The sequence below is a fragment of the Mesorhizobium sp. M2A.F.Ca.ET.043.05.1.1 genome (assembly GCF_003952445.1).
Classification (GTDB): domain Bacteria; phylum Pseudomonadota; class Alphaproteobacteria; order Rhizobiales; family Rhizobiaceae; genus Mesorhizobium.
In genome coordinates this window covers 3,882,693-3,896,187 of sequence record NZ_CP034446.1, presented here as the reverse complement: position 1 = coordinate 3,896,187, position 13,495 = coordinate 3,882,693, and the positions used below count along the sequence as shown (strand labels likewise).

General features: G+C 63.0%; 17 protein-coding genes. 7 read left to right on the top strand and 10 right to left on the bottom strand.

Going from position 1 to position 13,495, the window contains the following annotated elements:
* Positions 1-136: 136 nt before the first annotated feature.
* Positions 137-454, bottom strand: a complete 318-nt coding sequence (locus EJ069_RS19020) for a hypothetical protein (RefSeq protein WP_126062616.1) — start codon at positions 452-454, stop codon at positions 137-139.
* A gap of 213 nt (positions 455-667) precedes the next feature.
* Between EJ069_RS19020 and EJ069_RS19015 the strand changes: the two genes are divergently transcribed.
* Both EJ069_RS19015 and EJ069_RS19010 read left to right on the top strand, forming a co-directional pair.
* Positions 668-1,162, top strand: coding sequence for a hypothetical protein (locus tag EJ069_RS19015; protein ID WP_126062615.1), 495 nt, complete (start codon positions 668-670; stop codon positions 1,160-1,162).
* A gap of 297 nt (positions 1,163-1,459) precedes the next feature.
* Positions 1,460-1,822, top strand: a complete 363-nt coding sequence (locus EJ069_RS19010) for a response regulator (protein WP_126062614.1) — start codon at positions 1,460-1,462, stop codon at positions 1,820-1,822.
* Between the two features lie 32 nt (positions 1,823-1,854).
* On the opposite strand, the gene EJ069_RS19005 is transcribed toward EJ069_RS19010, so the two are convergent.
* Genes EJ069_RS19005 through EJ069_RS18995 form a run of 3 tightly spaced genes read right to left on the bottom strand, consistent with a single transcriptional unit; the run spans position 1,855 to position 6,852 of the window.
* Complete coding sequence (locus EJ069_RS19005; protein ID WP_126062613.1) at positions 1,855-2,244, bottom strand: response regulator; 390 nt, start codon at positions 2,242-2,244, stop codon at positions 1,855-1,857.
* A 23-nt stretch (positions 2,245-2,267) separates the two neighbouring features.
* Positions 2,268-5,843, bottom strand: a complete 3,576-nt coding sequence (locus EJ069_RS19000) for a CheR family methyltransferase (protein ID WP_126062612.1) — start codon at positions 5,841-5,843, stop codon at positions 2,268-2,270.
* Positions 5,803-6,852, bottom strand: coding sequence for a chemotaxis protein CheB (locus EJ069_RS18995; RefSeq protein ID WP_126062611.1), 1,050 nt, complete (start codon positions 6,850-6,852; stop codon positions 5,803-5,805). The genes EJ069_RS19000 and EJ069_RS18995 overlap by 41 nt, the downstream gene beginning before the upstream one ends.
* Before the next feature lie 341 nt (positions 6,853-7,193).
* Between EJ069_RS18995 and EJ069_RS18990 the strand changes: the two genes are divergently transcribed.
* Positions 7,194-7,625, top strand: coding sequence for a hypothetical protein (locus tag EJ069_RS18990; RefSeq protein WP_126062610.1), 432 nt, complete (start codon positions 7,194-7,196; stop codon positions 7,623-7,625).
* Positions 7,626-7,694: 69 nt separating this feature from the next.
* Here the strand turns inward: EJ069_RS18990 and EJ069_RS18985 are convergent, their stop codons facing one another.
* Positions 7,695-8,270: a response regulator gene (locus tag EJ069_RS18985; protein WP_245456181.1), complete on the bottom strand. Its 576-nt coding sequence runs from the start codon at positions 8,268-8,270 to the stop codon at positions 7,695-7,697.
* Positions 8,271-8,531: 261 nt separating this feature from the next.
* Here EJ069_RS18985 and EJ069_RS18980 point away from each other — a divergent pair, with 261 nt between their 5' ends.
* Both EJ069_RS18980 and EJ069_RS18975 read left to right on the top strand, forming a co-directional pair.
* Positions 8,532-8,726 (top strand): hypothetical protein, encoded by a 195-nt coding sequence (locus EJ069_RS18980; RefSeq protein WP_126062608.1) that lies wholly within the window; start codon positions 8,532-8,534, stop codon positions 8,724-8,726.
* 10 nt (positions 8,727-8,736) lie between these two features.
* Positions 8,737-9,339, top strand: a complete 603-nt coding sequence (locus tag EJ069_RS18975; protein WP_126062607.1) for a diguanylate cyclase — start codon at positions 8,737-8,739, stop codon at positions 9,337-9,339.
* A gap of 14 nt (positions 9,340-9,353) precedes the next feature.
* On the opposite strand, the gene EJ069_RS32825 is transcribed toward EJ069_RS18975, so the two are convergent.
* Positions 9,354-9,491, bottom strand: a complete 138-nt coding sequence (locus EJ069_RS32825) for a hypothetical protein (protein ID WP_189341821.1) — start codon at positions 9,489-9,491, stop codon at positions 9,354-9,356.
* Positions 9,492-9,499: 8 nt separating this feature from the next.
* Positions 9,500-9,703 (bottom strand): DUF2934 domain-containing protein, encoded by a 204-nt coding sequence (locus EJ069_RS18970; protein ID WP_095819879.1) that lies wholly within the window; start codon positions 9,701-9,703, stop codon positions 9,500-9,502.
* A 149-nt stretch (positions 9,704-9,852) separates the two neighbouring features.
* On the opposite strand from EJ069_RS18970, the gene EJ069_RS18965 reads away from it, so the two are divergent.
* Complete coding sequence (locus EJ069_RS18965; protein ID WP_126062606.1) at positions 9,853-10,167, top strand: hypothetical protein; 315 nt, start codon at positions 9,853-9,855, stop codon at positions 10,165-10,167.
* 343 nt (positions 10,168-10,510) lie between these two features.
* Positions 10,511-10,678 (top strand): hypothetical protein, encoded by a 168-nt coding sequence (locus EJ069_RS32820; protein ID WP_189341784.1) that lies wholly within the window; start codon positions 10,511-10,513, stop codon positions 10,676-10,678.
* Between the two features lie 87 nt (positions 10,679-10,765).
* Here the strand turns inward: EJ069_RS32820 and EJ069_RS18960 are convergent, their stop codons facing one another.
* The 3 genes from EJ069_RS18960 to EJ069_RS18950 all read right to left on the bottom strand — a co-directional run bounded on the left by EJ069_RS18960 (position 10,766) and on the right by EJ069_RS18950 (position 13,486).
* Positions 10,766-11,074, bottom strand: a complete 309-nt coding sequence (locus EJ069_RS18960) for a hypothetical protein (protein ID WP_126062605.1) — start codon at positions 11,072-11,074, stop codon at positions 10,766-10,768.
* 163 nt (positions 11,075-11,237) lie between these two features.
* Positions 11,238-11,441, bottom strand: coding sequence for a hypothetical protein (locus EJ069_RS18955; protein ID WP_126062604.1), 204 nt, complete (start codon positions 11,439-11,441; stop codon positions 11,238-11,240).
* A gap of 53 nt (positions 11,442-11,494) precedes the next feature.
* Positions 11,495-13,486, bottom strand: a complete 1,992-nt coding sequence (locus EJ069_RS18950; protein WP_126062603.1) for a protein-L-isoaspartate(D-aspartate) O-methyltransferase — start codon at positions 13,484-13,486, stop codon at positions 11,495-11,497.
* Positions 13,487-13,495 lie beyond the last annotated feature (9 nt).

Below are 13,495 nucleotides of genomic sequence, written 5' to 3'. Positions count from 1 at the left end.
CGTCCACTGGAGAGGGGTCGGTCGCAGGCTGTGCTTTCCAGCGCCACAGATGGCGAAACAAACTTCTCAAGCTCGGCATCGCAATAACCTCCTTGCGCTATCAAACCTGGGACGGCGAATGATGTTCCTTCCCTTGCTAGCGGAGTGCCGCGGCGAACAGGAAGGCGACCGCGGCCAGGACAACCAGCGCCACGATGACCAGGACCGGCCCATTCCTGCGCGGCTCGAGGTCTGGCGCGTTCTCCGGCGGTCGCATCGCGTTGGCAAAGCTCGCCTGATTGGTGAAGTTCGGTTTGCGCGGCTCGGCCGGCGCGGCGGACGTCGAGACAGCACCGGCTTCCGCGTCTGCTTCCTGCGGTGCCGCCGCCGGGTCGAATCCGGGTGTCTTGTCCTGCGTCCTGCCGGCCTGGATTTCGCCGCGGGCCTCGGCCGGGGTGCGTGGGTTGGGTGACATTCGGCGCCTCCTTTATTCCCAAAACCTGCATCCGGCCCCGCTGTTCCAACCGGCCCTCAAGCGAGGAATGAGTTGCCAGCGAGCTCAGCGCATTCATCACGGGCATTACAGGAGCGTCAGGACCGGTTTTCGGAAATTGGATTCCTGAGCTCGGACGGAACTTTCGGGACCAGCGGAGCTTTTTATCCTCGATACCAGGACAGAGAGGCAGCGATGCAAGTTCTCGACACAGCGATACATGCAAGTCCCAAAGGCGCCACGGTCGAGTTTCTTGGTGAGGGCGGGGAAAGCATCGCTGTCACCATGGTCGTGTCCGATCCGTTGCTCGGCGACGCCGGGCTTGTCGATCGCGCCAGGGAGATGATGCTTCAATGCGCCGCTTTCGGTGGCCCCTCAGAACGAGACGGACCGGAGGGGAGGGTGACCGCAGGCCGGCCTGGCGCCGAGCGGCCAAGCGATACGGACCAGGGTCCGTACACATTCGAATATCGCGAGGGTGGCAGTGTGAGGCGGCTCGAGGGCGTCGAATTGCCCGACCTCGAAGCAGTTCGTCATGAAGCGCTGCGCTCGGCGATCGATCTGCTCGACGATGCGGCCGAACCCATTCAGGACGGCTGGGCGGTTCGGGTTCGTGGCGGCGACGGCGCTGTCGTCGTGTCGGTCGATTTCGAAGAAGCAAGGCAGGAAAGGGCAACCGCCGCAATGTGAGGGAGGCGGCATCTGTGAAAGGTAATATGATGCGTTCCCTCATGTCACTGCATGCGCTTGCGAGTTCACGAGGCGACGGGCTGAGACCTGAGTTCCTTCGCCTGCTTGACGCCCGCGCGGCCTTGTCCCACCCCGACGTGATTGAACTTCACCAGGAGACGGGGTTGAACCAGGCCGGTCCAAATCCTGTTGGGGAACTCGAAACCGCTCCGAAGCAAAGCGTGGTGCGTTTCCGCGGCCGGGGGAGTACGATCAGTCGTGCGTCCGGAACAAATGCGCCTGTCATAGGAGGTCGCCATGGCAGCGCCCTTGGCACTGATCATTGAAGACGAATATCTGATTGCGTCGGACGTGGCGAATGGCCTGAAGGAGCGAGGTTTCGAGGCGGCGTGCGTGGCGTCCGAGCGGGCAGCCGCGACTTGGCTGGACGATCACAGGCCGGACCTTGCCATTATCGATATCCAACTGCTCGATGGCCAGCGCGGTGTCACCGCCGCCCGCCTCAAGGAAGCGGGGGTGCCTTTCGTCGTCCATTCGGGCTACGATCCGGAGTTCCAGTCGCCGATCTTCCACGGCGCGCCTTATGTGCCCAAGCCGGCGCCGATCCGGCATCTGGTCGAACTGGCGAGCCAATTGGTAGCAGATCGAGCCGAGCAATAGATCGGGCCAATTCAACGAGCCCAAGCTGGACTTCAGCCCGACGCGGCATCACCTTTGCGGAACCGCGACACCGCCTCGATCAGCATCTTGTAGTCGACGGGCTTGGTTAGCTTCTGCGCTTCCCTGAATTGATCGGGAAACACGGTGACGCTGTCGTACCCGGTGAGGAAAATGAAAGGCACGCCGCCACGCGCCAGATGCTCGGCCAAAGGAAAGCTGCGCTCGCCGCGAAGATTCACATCCAGCACGGCACCATCCAGGGCGATACTGTCCGCTTGCTCCAGCGCCTGTTGAACCGTGGGCACCGGTCCGATCACGGTGCATCCCGCACCGGTCAACTGGTCGGCAAGATCTTGTGCCAGCATAAACACGTCCTCAACCACCAGGACTTTAAGACCGGACAAGAGTGTATTTGTGTTCATTCCTGGCACCCAGCGCGAGGATATCAACGTTCCGTGGCGGGGACCAACGGTATCTGGATGTCGCACTCGAGCCCGGAGGGCTCGAACCGCAGGTCGACCTTCCCGCCAAGCTCATACTCTAAACTTTGCTTGATAAAGCTTGTTCCGAAATTCAGTCGCTTCGGCTCGTCTACGGCAGGCCCGCCGATTTCCTTCCATCGGATTGACAGAACGCCGGATTTGTCGGTCCTCCAGGCCACTTCGACGCGGCCGTCCTCAGTCGAGAGCGCCCCATATTTCGCTGCATTGCTGGCAAGCTCGAAGAACACCATGCCAAGTGTCGCGGCCACGCTTGCGCCGAGCTGCAGTGATTTTCCGTCAATGACGATGTTCTGGCGAAGCTTGCTGCTGTAGGGCGTTAGAACCGCCCGCAGCAGCTGCTCGAGATCGGCATCGCGCCAGTTGTAGGAAGACAGCACCTCGTGCGTTCGACCCATTGCCTGCAGCCGCTGCTGGAACGAGGAAAAGAAATCACCGATTGAACTCGATGTGCCAACCATGCGTGAAGCCAGCGCGGTGACTGTGGCCAGGATGTTCTTCACGCGATGTTGCAGTTCGTGCAGCAATCTCTCCTGGCTGCGCTCTGCCTCCTTGTGGCTCGATATGTCGACAAGGGTCGCGATGGCGCCGCGGACCTTACCGTTTTCGTCGAAAAGCGGGTTGGCCGACATCATCACGTCGATGCCCGAGCCATTCTCATGCAGGATTTGCGCTTCGTAGCCGGGGATAGGTTTTCCGGTGCGAATCGCCTTTCGCAGAGGCTGCTCCTCAGCATCCACCTTAACGCCGTTGAGCGTCAGCGGCAGGATGGCGGGAACTGAAATGAGCTTGTCGCCGGTGGAGTGCTGCCCCAGGAGTTCCACCGCGCGGCGGTTGGCGCGGATCTCCGCGCCGTCGCCGTCTTCGGCGATGAAGATGCCGACCGGCACCAGGTCGAGCAGGGTTTCAAGGCTTTCGACGCGGTTGCGCAGGTCGTGCGAGAGCACGCCGATCTTTTCCTCTGCCCGCGCGATCTGCGTGACATCGACGAAAGTGACGACGACGCCGGCAATCACGTTGTCGACGGTGCGATAGGGCAGGACGCGCATGATGTAGCGCCGGCCGCTGTCGGTACCCTCGACCTGCCGCTCGATCGTGCCAAGCCTCAGCAGCACCTGCTCCATGTCGGCCTGCAGCCCGTCGGCGGGGAAGCGCGGCCGCACATGCGCCAGCGGCCGACCGACATCGCTCTCGACCAGGCGGAAAAGGTCGCGGGCGGTCGGCGTGAAGCTCTTGATGCAGAGGTCGCGGTCGAGGAAGACGGTGGCGATCTGCGTGCTTTCGAGCAGGTTGGCCATGTCGTTGTTGGCGCGGCTGAGCTCGTCGACGCGAATGTTGAGCTCGGCATTGACCGTCTGCAGTTCCTCATTGATCGACTGCAGCTCCTCCTTCGAGGTTTCCAGTTCCTCGTTGGACGACTGCAGCTCCTCGTTGATCGACGACAGTTCCTCGTTGGAGGATTTCAGCTCCTCATTGGAGGATTCGAGTTCCTCCGTGGTGATCTGCAGCCGCTCCTTGGTTTCCCTCAGCTCCCTTTCGAGCTGGCTGACATTGGCGCTTTCGACATCGTCGGTCGTGTGGACGGGCTCGTCCTCCGACTCCGCCTTGATGCCGCCGATGTCTCGGAAGACCAGCATGTAGAGCGGGTCCGCCGAGCCGTCGGCGGGCAACGGTTGCACGGCAAGGCTGATCGTCTGCCGGCCGCCATTGGTGCCGACGGTGATCTTGTTCTGGATCGCCACCTGTCCTGTGCTGGCCGCCTTGTGGAGCGCCGCGCGCAGGTCCATGCGAAGGCCCCGCCTTGCCATGGAAAAGACGTTGTGGTCGGGGGCGCCCGCGGCGAGCTCGAGATATTTGCCGGTGCCGCCCGAACTATGCATCAATTCGCCGCCGGCGTTGACCACCACATAGGCCGGCGCAAATCGCTCGACGAGAAGACGCTCCGCCACTTCCTGCAAGGTTCCGTTCGTCGCCCGCTGTCGTGTATTCGGCACGGTGTGCCTGGCGGCGGCGGCGAGCGGGAATTCCGGCAAACGCTGCGGGTTCATCCCGCCACGCTTCTGGAAGATGCGGCTGCCCTTGTCCACGGTGGAGAACAGGCGGGCGTGCCGCGTGACGTTCTCCGAGGATCCGAGAAAGAGATAGCCGTTGTTGCGCAGAGCGTAGTGGAAGATTGGAATGATTTTTTCCTGCAGTTCCGGGCCCATATAGATCAGGAGGTTCCGGCAGGTGATCAGGTCGAGCTTGGAGAAGGGCGGGTCGCGCAACAGGTTGTGCGAGGAAAACAGACAGACCTCGCGCAGATCGGCCGAAACGCGGTAAGTGCCGTCCTCGCGCGAGAAGAACTCCTTGAGCCGCTTCGGCGTTATGTCCGTGGCGATCGTTGCAGGATAGCGCCCGGCGCGGGCCACCTCCAGCGCACGCTCGTCGATATCGGTGGCGAAAATCTGCAGATTGGGCGAGGCGGCGCCCCGCGGAGCGCTCTCCTTCAAGAGCATGGCGATCGAATAGGCCTCTTCGCCCGTCGCACAGCCGGGCACCCATACACGGATCGTCTCGTCGGGCTTTCGGTTCTCGAACAGCCGGGGAATGACCAGTCTTTCCAGCACATCGAAGGCGTGCTCGTCGCGAAAGAAGCTGGTGACGCCGATCAGCAGGTCCTGGAAGAGCAGATCGACCTGCTGCGGCTCGTCGCGCAGCCGCTCGTAAAAGGCTATCGGGTCGTCGATCTGCAGCACCTGCATCCGGCGCTGGATGCGGCGCAGGATCGTGTTGTCCTTGTAGCCGCTGAAATCATGGCCGGTGCGCACGCGAAGCAGCGCCGCGATGCGGGAAAGCTGCTCGGCGACATCGCGCTTGCGGCGGTCGCGCTCGCCATCGGTGTGGTTGGCGTGGCGGAAATAGCTGGTGAGCTTGCCCGCCATTTCCTCGGCCGGAAGCACCATGTCGACCAGGCCGCTCTGGACGGCGCTGCGCATCATGCCGTCATACTCGGCGCTTTCCTGCGCCAAGGTCAGGCCGCCGCGTTCCTTGATGGCTCTCAGCCCGATGGTACCGTCGCTGCCAGTGCCGGACAGGATCACTCCCGCTGCATTCTCCGACTGCTCCTGCGCCAGCGAGGTGAAGAAATCGTCGATCGGCGTCCGCCTGGCGCGCGTCGTGGCCATTTTGGCCATATGGAAATGCTGGCCACGCACCGTCACCGATACACCGGGCGGCGTGACGTAGATCTTGTCGGGCTCGATCTCCATGTCTTCGGCCGCCGTCAGCGTCTCGATTGAGGTCGACCGCTGGATGATGCTGGCGAGAACGCTTTCGTGCTCGGCATCGAGATGTTGAATGACCACATAGGCAAAGCCGCTTTCGGCCGGCACTTCGGGAAAGAACCGTTGCAGGGCCGCGATGCCGCCGGCCGACGCGCCGATGCCGATAATCGGGAAAGGTGCCCCCTCCGTTGTGGCCTCGCGCGCGTCGCTAGCCTTAGCTCTTGTGGTGCCTGTCTTCCTCGCCGCCCGCGCCATTGCCGCCTAACCGTGCTCGCCTGCTCTCAAGGATGCGCTCGATGACGGCGGCATCCGCTTCGTATTCCTGCGCCCGCTGGCCGAACTGATTTGCCAGTTCGGAGCGACGCCGTGTCTTTTCTCGCTCGGCCATGCGCCGGGCAAACGCCGCCCGCTGCTGATGCGAGCGAAGCAGACCCCACAGGATCTCGTCCGCCTCGAGCGCCTGAGCCTCCATCACCGCGTCGGCGGTGAAGGCATGCCCGGTATGGCACCGATAGCGCAACATGTCACCGTCTTCGATCTCCCACAGTGGCCCGTGGCATTCCGGGCATGTAAACACCGACAACTCGCCAAGTCGATCCGCGTCTTTCATGGTCGAATGCTCCTGCGCGGCGATGGCCGCCTCCAGTCTGACTGCCGGTGGGGCTGCGAAAGTTTCGCCGGCGGGCTCATCCGCCAGCTTTGCCAGCAAGGGGCCGACCTCTGCGGCGGGCACACAGTGGTCAACCTCGACATAATGCAGCGCGCTTTCCACCATGGAAGGCACCAGCGTGTCTTTGGGATGCTGAACGACCGCCAGCCCGCCGACGGCCTTGACGGCCCTCAACCCGGCGGTGCCGTCGGAAAGCGAGCCCGACAGCAGCACGCCGATGACGCTGGCGCCGTAGCTCAGCGCCGCCGAGCGGAACAATGGGTCGATGGCCGGCCGGGCGAGGTTTTCGCGCGGGCCGCGCCGCAGCATCATATGGCCATCGTGAAGAAGAAGATGGAAGCCTGGCGGCGCCACATAGATGCAACCCATCGTGAACGCCGCGCCGTTCCTGGCCGGCTGCGCTTCGAGCCTCCCCGCGCGGTCGAGGATATCGGGCAGGTAGCTGACCTGGCCGACATGCACCACCACGAACACGGCCGCCGGCAGATCGGCGGGCAGATCGGCGACGATCCGCTTCAGAGGCTCGATCCCGCCGGCCGAAGCGCCGATGACGATGATGTTGTGGTTGTTCGTTGGGCCTTTGGAACGGGCCATTCCGCGACGAGCCTCCAGATTGGGCTGTAAGAACCGTTCCGTTGCGGTGATGGCGCCATCGCGGTTCAGCGACCGTTCAGATGTTTAACAATGCAGTTCGCGCGATGTTCCATCGCTGCCGGTTCAAGCGCCTGCCCGACGTCCCAAGAGATGGCTGGAACATAGGAGATCGCTGGCAGTTCGGGTTCGCCTCAGACGCTACTCCAAGAGGCGTCTGTTGAAGACGGGTGGGCAACACCTGGCCGGCCCGCGCCTGTCCCTCTCAGGCGTGGGCTTCAGGCCCCGGCAGAACCTGCCGCGCCGCCGTGCAGATGTCGCCGCCACAACCACAGGAGACAGCAATGAAGCATCAAACCTCATACGAACTTCAATCGGTGGCAATCGTCGACCGGCTCGGCTTGATTCCCGTTTCGACGAGAAGGCAGCGGATCGAGCGGTGGGCGGAACTGCTCGACCGCAATCCCCAGCGCTGCCTCTCGGCGCTGACGGGCACCGAATATGTCGATCCCGGCGTCCGTGAGCGGGTGCGGGCGGATGGCTCCGCGCTCGCGGTCGCCTTCGATGATCCGCTGCTGCGCGCGGCCGGGTTGCAATCGGACACCTATGGCGAGGCGAAGCGCTTTTTCGAACTGTCCGATTGGCAATTGCATGACGTGGTCTGCAGTTGCCATGCCGGCGCGACCATGCAGGCCAACTGGGCCGCCGCGCGGGTGCGCCGGATCGTAAGAGGCAGCCGGATCCTCGCCTGGCTCAGAAGCCGATTTACGCATTGAGACGTGCTGGTCGCCCGGCGAGCGCAGGTCGCCGGCGGCTCGGCTGCCCGACCATCAGTGCAGAGATGATCAGTGCAGAAGAGAAGCTCCGCGCAACTGCGCTATCCTGCGCATGATGGCGTTCAGCCAGTCGGCAATGGACGAGTCCTCGGGCCTTTTGTCGATGTCCTCAAGCGCCTGTTCCAGAGTGTGCTCGACAAGGCGGTCGGAGGCTCCGGCATCGTCCAGCAGCAGACGTGCGGTAAGCCGGAGCTTGGGCAGCAGCGCGACGACGTCCTCGGCCGCGGACACCGGCTGCATGACGGTCGCCGGCTCTGCGGAGGGCTCCGGCGGGAACAACGCATCGACCAGGCTCACGCGGTTCGAGGACTTGCTCAGGCTGCTGGCGAAACGCAAATGCTCGGGGATGGCGATGTCGTCATATCCGCTGAAGAACACGAAGGGCACGTTGCGCAGCATCAGTTCGTCCGCCACCGGGAAAATCTTGCGGCCGTGCAAGTCGATGTCCAGGATCGCGGCCTCGGCTGCTCTGGCATGTCGTCCGGCCTGTTCCAGCGTCGCCACCGGTCCCAGGATGATCGCGCCCATGTCAGCGAAGAAGGTCGCGAGATCGCTGGCGAGCAGCCACTCGTCCTCCGCGATCAAGAGGTGAAGTCCCCTGAGGTTTCGCACACACGAACTCCGTCAATAGCATTCCGACGCGGTGAGACCGCAGCCCTGGACCATGCCGCGCCGACATCGGCGCGCATGACAGTGAGGCCGCAGGGAAGCCAGATGTTAGAACGCAGCGACGGGTGAACCGTTCCGGCCGTTTGCTGCATGCGCTTCGATCCGATCCGGCAGCATGGAACCATTGCGCCGTCCTGCGGTTCGGCACGAGGCGGGACTTGGCCGGGAACCAGGACCATGACATCGAACGGCGAAGCCTCCAAGGACGATAACGAGCGTGAGAATGCCGAACGTGTCCGCGACCTCGCGGAAAGAGCGGGAATTCCAAGCGGGTTGGCGCTGGCGCTGATCCTGAAATACGGAAACGATCCGAACGTGCTCGATCGCGAGGCGGCAAAGCTGAAGCGGGACGCGGACAATGGCGATAGATAGGGGGGCAGCCGTGCTTGACGATCCGATGGTCCTCATCCTGATGTATTTCGTCTTGCCGGTCTGGCTGATCGCGGGTTTTGCCGACTGGCTCTGCCACCGCGCGACCCACATAGAATCCACGACTGGCGCGAAGGAATCGCTCATCCATCTGCTGATGTTCGCCGAGGTCGGGATCCCGCTGCTTGCGGCAATGTTCCTCGAGGTGAACGCCCTGGTCATCGCGGTGATGATCGTCACCTTCTTTGTCCATGAAGCGACAGCGATGTGGGACGTGCGCTACGCGACCACGGCGCGCACGGTGAGCCCGATCGAGCAGCATGTGCACAGCTTCCTGGAGATGATCCCGCTGATGGGCGTGGTCATCGTGGTGGCGCTGCATTGGGGGCAATTCCTGGCGCTGTTTGGCGCCGGAACGGAAAAGGCTCGCTTCGATCTGACCTGGAAGCAGGAGCAGCTGCCGGTGACATATATTGCCGCCGTGATGGTCATTATCGTGCTGTTCGAACTGCTGCCCTATGTGGAGGAGTTCTTCAGAGGCCTGCGCGCCAACGCGGGCCGGCTCGTTCCAGCCAAGGCAAGGCGGCACAAGGCCGGCGACACCGCCGCGCGATGAAGCGCCTCATCGTCTCAGCCATTCTGGTCGATAGCGTGCGGCGAGGGCTGCTGGGCACCGCCGGCCGGACGCCCACCATTCTGGCCAGCCCACAGCCAGAGGGCGACCAGAACGATCACCAGAAGGCCGACTGCGAATATGATACGGCGCATCAGCGGCTTCAGCCCCCTGGCCGGTTGGCGGCCGGGTCCGAGCCGACCCCAACAGCGGGATCGGGCGCCACCGGACCGCGCTCGGCCTCCGAACCTTCCGACTCGATCTCCTGGACGGCCTGATCCCAGTGTTCCTGCTGGCGTCCTTCGGGTCTGCCTTCGCGTTCCCATATCTCGTGGGCGCGCTGCCTGATCCGTTCTTCCCTGTCCATGCCCGGCTCCTCTCGCGGCTGAGCTCCACCGCTCGCGTCTAATCGGGAGGCGGAAGGTTTGTTCCACCGAGGACTTTGTTTCGGCTGCCCCGGGAGTTGGGAACTCCGTCCTCGCGCCGGTGTTTTCTTCCATCAACCGGAGATCAGTCATGAACAACACCCAGAACCGTCGCGAGACGGGCGCCACGAAATATCCGGCGAATACCGATCCGGATCCGAGCGACGATTTTTCCCAGGACGCCGCCGGCAACGAAAGACCTCACGTCGATCCAGGCCTTAGCCGCAAACAGGGCGAGGTCGAGGACAAGACCCACCAATCGGAAGGCCGCAATCCGCCGCGGCAATCGACGCCGAGCCCGGCGACCGAAAAAAGCTCAGGCGCCGGTCCATCCGTGGCTGAGCATTCCAAGGACGCAAAGGCGCCCAGGAGCGGTCGTCAGCCCGGCGCCTATGTGAAGGAATGAACGGCGCCGCAGACGCGATGGAACATAGCTATGACTTCTAAGTTCGGGGAATAGCCGCCGCCGACGATCCGGCGGCGGATCGTGAGGCTCTGGACCCGTCCGGAGCTGCCGCAACCACGGCGGATCGGTTATGAACAAAACAGCATTAAGCAAGCATCTGCGAGAACGGGCAGCCGCGGTTGGGCTACGTCCACTCCGTCGGCGGGCATGGCTTCCTCTGACGGCAAGTGTCCTGGCGAGCTTCCTTTGCGTCCCGGCATCGGGCCACCAGGCGCCGGCGGGCTGGCAGTATGACCCTTCCTGCTGCGCTGGGGTGGATTGCTACCAGGCACCGCCTTCGGATGTGAAAGAGACGAAATACGGCTACCAGCTTTCGACCGGCGAGTTGATCCCCTATAGCGACCACCGCATAAAGCGATCGCGCGACGAAAACTTTCACGAATGCAAGCCGGGTGGCGATATGAAGTCGCAGCACTCCTTCTGCCTCTATGTCCCCGACCGCGGCATGTAGAGGGAAGTGCTCCAGCACGCGATCGCCCAAGAAAGATGGGCCCGCTTCTGAGAAAGGCGGGCCCTTCGGCGTGAACGGACTACAGGCTTACTTGTTGCAGTTCTGCATATTGGATGTGGTGTTGCCGGTAGCGGTATTGTTGTCCGTGTCGTTGCCGGCCGCGTCCTTGCAGCGGTCGTTTGCGCCGTTGGACTTGGTGCTGTTCGTGCTGTTGGTGGCGTTTGGATCGATCGTGCCGTTGCTGCTGCCCGTGCCTGTTGCGGCGCCGGTGCCAGTGGTGCCTGTGGTAGCGCCGGTGCCGTTGGTGCCGTCCCCGGTGCCCGAGCCGCTCGTTTGTGCCATCGCGGAAGTCGCCAGGACAATTGCAAGAACCGATGCGGAAAGAAGTTTGATCATGGTAAGGATCTCCTGTTGATCGCCTGATTGCGATATAAATCAACAAGAAATTCTATCGGATGTTCCAAAGGTCTCTGCTCTGGTGCGGATTTTGTTCATCAATGTTGATGTATACCGAACAAAATTAAGGTATCAGCTATGTTGATCGGTGTTGTTTCTGGGTTTATTTGTTCGTGCGAACCTTCTGGCGCGGGTTGATGCCACCCGCGTCGGTGGTGTCGTTCTCGACATCACCTTCGACTGTGTTCTCGCCGTGCTCCAGCTCGTCGCCTTCCTTGATGGTGCCCTTGGAGGTTCCAATGCCGGGATCATTGCCCATATCGGCATCGCTCGGTTTTTTCGATTTCGGGTGCTGGTTACCGCTCATGGTCGTTCCTCGTTATGTCCTTCGAACGGGAAGCGGCGCAGAATGTTCCGGCGTCAGACGCCGAACGGATAGGTTTCCGGCATGCCTTCAGCGGCGTGTTCGGGTCCGAGCGGCGTGACCGCGCTGGTCTCGTCGAACCAGACAAAGGCATCGAATTGCCGCGCCAGCGAAGCGTCGGCATAGTGGCTGTGCAGTTCGGTTTCCGGCCGGTAGATCACGCCGATGAACCGCTCCAGGCGGCGCTCGGTCAGCCGGTCGCGCAGGTTCGGGTCGCGTCCTAGGTCAAGCAGGAACCCTCCGATGCCGGCGTCGTGGCAGAGCCGCTCGTAGCTGTCCTCTCGCGATGGCCGCACCGACTTGATTTCCATCTCGCCGTCCCAGTCGGTCGCCGCGGCGACCGTGCCCGTATGCGTGCCGAAACCGATGAGAGCTGCGGCATCGCCGAAGCGCTGCCGGCAGAGCTGGCCGATATTCACCTCCTCGCGCGAGATTCCCATTTCGGTGTAACGCGCATCGCCTATGTGGGAATTGTGCGCCCACACGACGGCCTTCGCGTCGGGACCCCGTGCATCGAGCACATGACCCAGCGTTTCGAACATATGCGTGTCGCGCAGATTCCAGGATTGCGGTCCGCCGTAATACATGACGCGGTAATACTGCTCGGCGGAGGCGACGAGCCGGGCATTCTGAGCGGCGTCGAACAGTTCCTCGCCGTCCCGGCCGGCATGATCGAGTTGCCTCGCCAGCATGTCGCGGCACTGCTCGAGGACAGCTTCCTCGCATTCGCGGTAGCCCTTGGTCAGCGCCGCGCGGCCGTAGGTCGACGGCTCGGTCTGCCATGGCGTCAGGCAGCCATAGCGTTCCCGCGCAACCCTTGCCGCCTCCGGGTCGACGCGGTCGAGATACTCCAGGACGGCGGCGATCGAACCGCGCATGTTGTAGATGTCGAGGCCGTAGAAACCTGCTTGCGGTTGCAGCGCCTTGACCTTGTCATTGTGCTTGCGCAGCCATTCCACGAATGCCGCGACATCGGTGTTGCGCCACATCCAGCTTGGAAAGCGCTGGAACGGCTGATCGGCGCCGGGCGAGGCGTCTCGACCGCGAACATAGCGGTCGATGGCCGCTGCATCGGGCCAGTCGGCCTCGACCGCGACGATGGTGAAGCCGTGCCTCTCGATCAGCCTTTTGCTGATTGCCGCGCGCGCCCGGTAGAATTCAGAGGTGCCGTGGCTGGATTCGCCGAGCAGGACGATCCGCCGGTCCGCGAAACGGTCGAATGGTTCGGCAAACGCAGGGTCGTCGAAGTCGGAAAGCGGCTCGGCGACCGCGGCGATCATTTCCGGCAGGCTGCGCTGGCGCGCCAGTGGGGTCGTGCGGACAGTCGCCGGGCGGCTTTCCTCCCGCCAGCCCTGTTCGCCGATCAACGGGACGAAGCGCACGCCGCCGAAATCCTCCTCGCGATAGGTCGATGCGCCCGTGCGGGTCACCTTGAGCAGCCGCTGCTCGTCGGGATCGTCGCCCACCGGAATGACCAGCCTGCCGCCGACGTCGAGCTGCTGCTGCAAGGCCAGCGGCGCGCCCGGTCCGCTCGCAGCCACCACGATGGCGTCGAAGGGTGCTGCTTCGGGCCAGCCTTTGGTGCCGTCGCCGATCCGCACTTCGATGCTGCCGTAGCCTAGTCTTTGAAAGCGTCGCCGTGCGTCCTCGGCCAGTGGCGCGTGGCGTTCGATCGTGTAGACATGGTCGACGATGCGGCTCATGACGGCGGCTGCATAGCCGGATCCCGTACCGACTTCGAGCACCTGGTCGCCTGGGCCGACTTCCGCCATCTCCAGCATGAAGGCAACGATGTAAGGCTGCGATATCGTCTGTCCTTCCGCGATCGGCAGCGGTCCGTCCTCATAGGCGAATTCCTCATAGCCTGGGCCCACGAAGACTTCGCGCGGAACCTCTCGCATCGCCGCCAGGATTTCCCGATCATGGATGCCGCGCCGGCTGAGATGAACATCGACCATCCGTCGACGCTCACGGGAAAGATCAAGCATCGCAATCCC

Bases quoted from the DNA above. Each gene is read 5' to 3' on its own strand.
- EJ069_RS18965 (WP_126062606.1), top strand. From the start codon at position 9,853: ATGAACAACACCCAGAACCGTCGCGAGACGGGCGCCACGAAATATCCG.
- EJ069_RS18970 (WP_095819879.1), bottom strand. From the start codon at position 9,703: ATGGACAGGGAAGAACGGATCAGGCAGCGCGCCCACGAGATATGGGAA.
- EJ069_RS18950 (WP_126062603.1), bottom strand. From the start codon at position 13,486: ATGCTTGATCTTTCCCGTGAGCGTCGACGGATGGTCGATGTTCATCTC.
- EJ069_RS18955 (WP_126062604.1), bottom strand. From the start codon at position 11,441: ATGAGCGGTAACCAGCACCCGAAATCGAAAAAACCGAGCGATGCCGAT.
- EJ069_RS19010 (WP_126062614.1), top strand. From the start codon at position 1,460: ATGGCAGCGCCCTTGGCACTGATCATTGAAGACGAATATCTGATTGCG.
- EJ069_RS18990 (WP_126062610.1), top strand. From the start codon at position 7,194: ATGAAGCATCAAACCTCATACGAACTTCAATCGGTGGCAATCGTCGAC.
- EJ069_RS18995 (WP_126062611.1), bottom strand. From the start codon at position 6,852: ATGGCCCGTTCCAAAGGCCCAACGAACAACCACAACATCATCGTCATC.
- EJ069_RS32825 (WP_189341821.1), bottom strand. From the start codon at position 9,491: ATGCGCCGTATCATATTCGCAGTCGGCCTTCTGGTGATCGTTCTGGTC.
- EJ069_RS19020 (WP_126062616.1), bottom strand. From the start codon at position 454: ATGTCACCCAACCCACGCACCCCGGCCGAGGCCCGCGGCGAAATCCAG.
- EJ069_RS19000 (WP_126062612.1), bottom strand. From the start codon at position 5,843: ATGGCGCGGGCGGCGAGGAAGACAGGCACCACAAGAGCTAAGGCTAGC.
- EJ069_RS18960 (WP_126062605.1), bottom strand. From the start codon at position 11,074: ATGATCAAACTTCTTTCCGCATCGGTTCTTGCAATTGTCCTGGCGACT.
- EJ069_RS19015 (WP_126062615.1), top strand. From the start codon at position 668: ATGCAAGTTCTCGACACAGCGATACATGCAAGTCCCAAAGGCGCCACG.
- EJ069_RS18980 (WP_126062608.1), top strand. From the start codon at position 8,532: ATGACATCGAACGGCGAAGCCTCCAAGGACGATAACGAGCGTGAGAAT.
- EJ069_RS19005 (WP_126062613.1), bottom strand. From the start codon at position 2,244: ATGAACACAAATACACTCTTGTCCGGTCTTAAAGTCCTGGTGGTTGAG.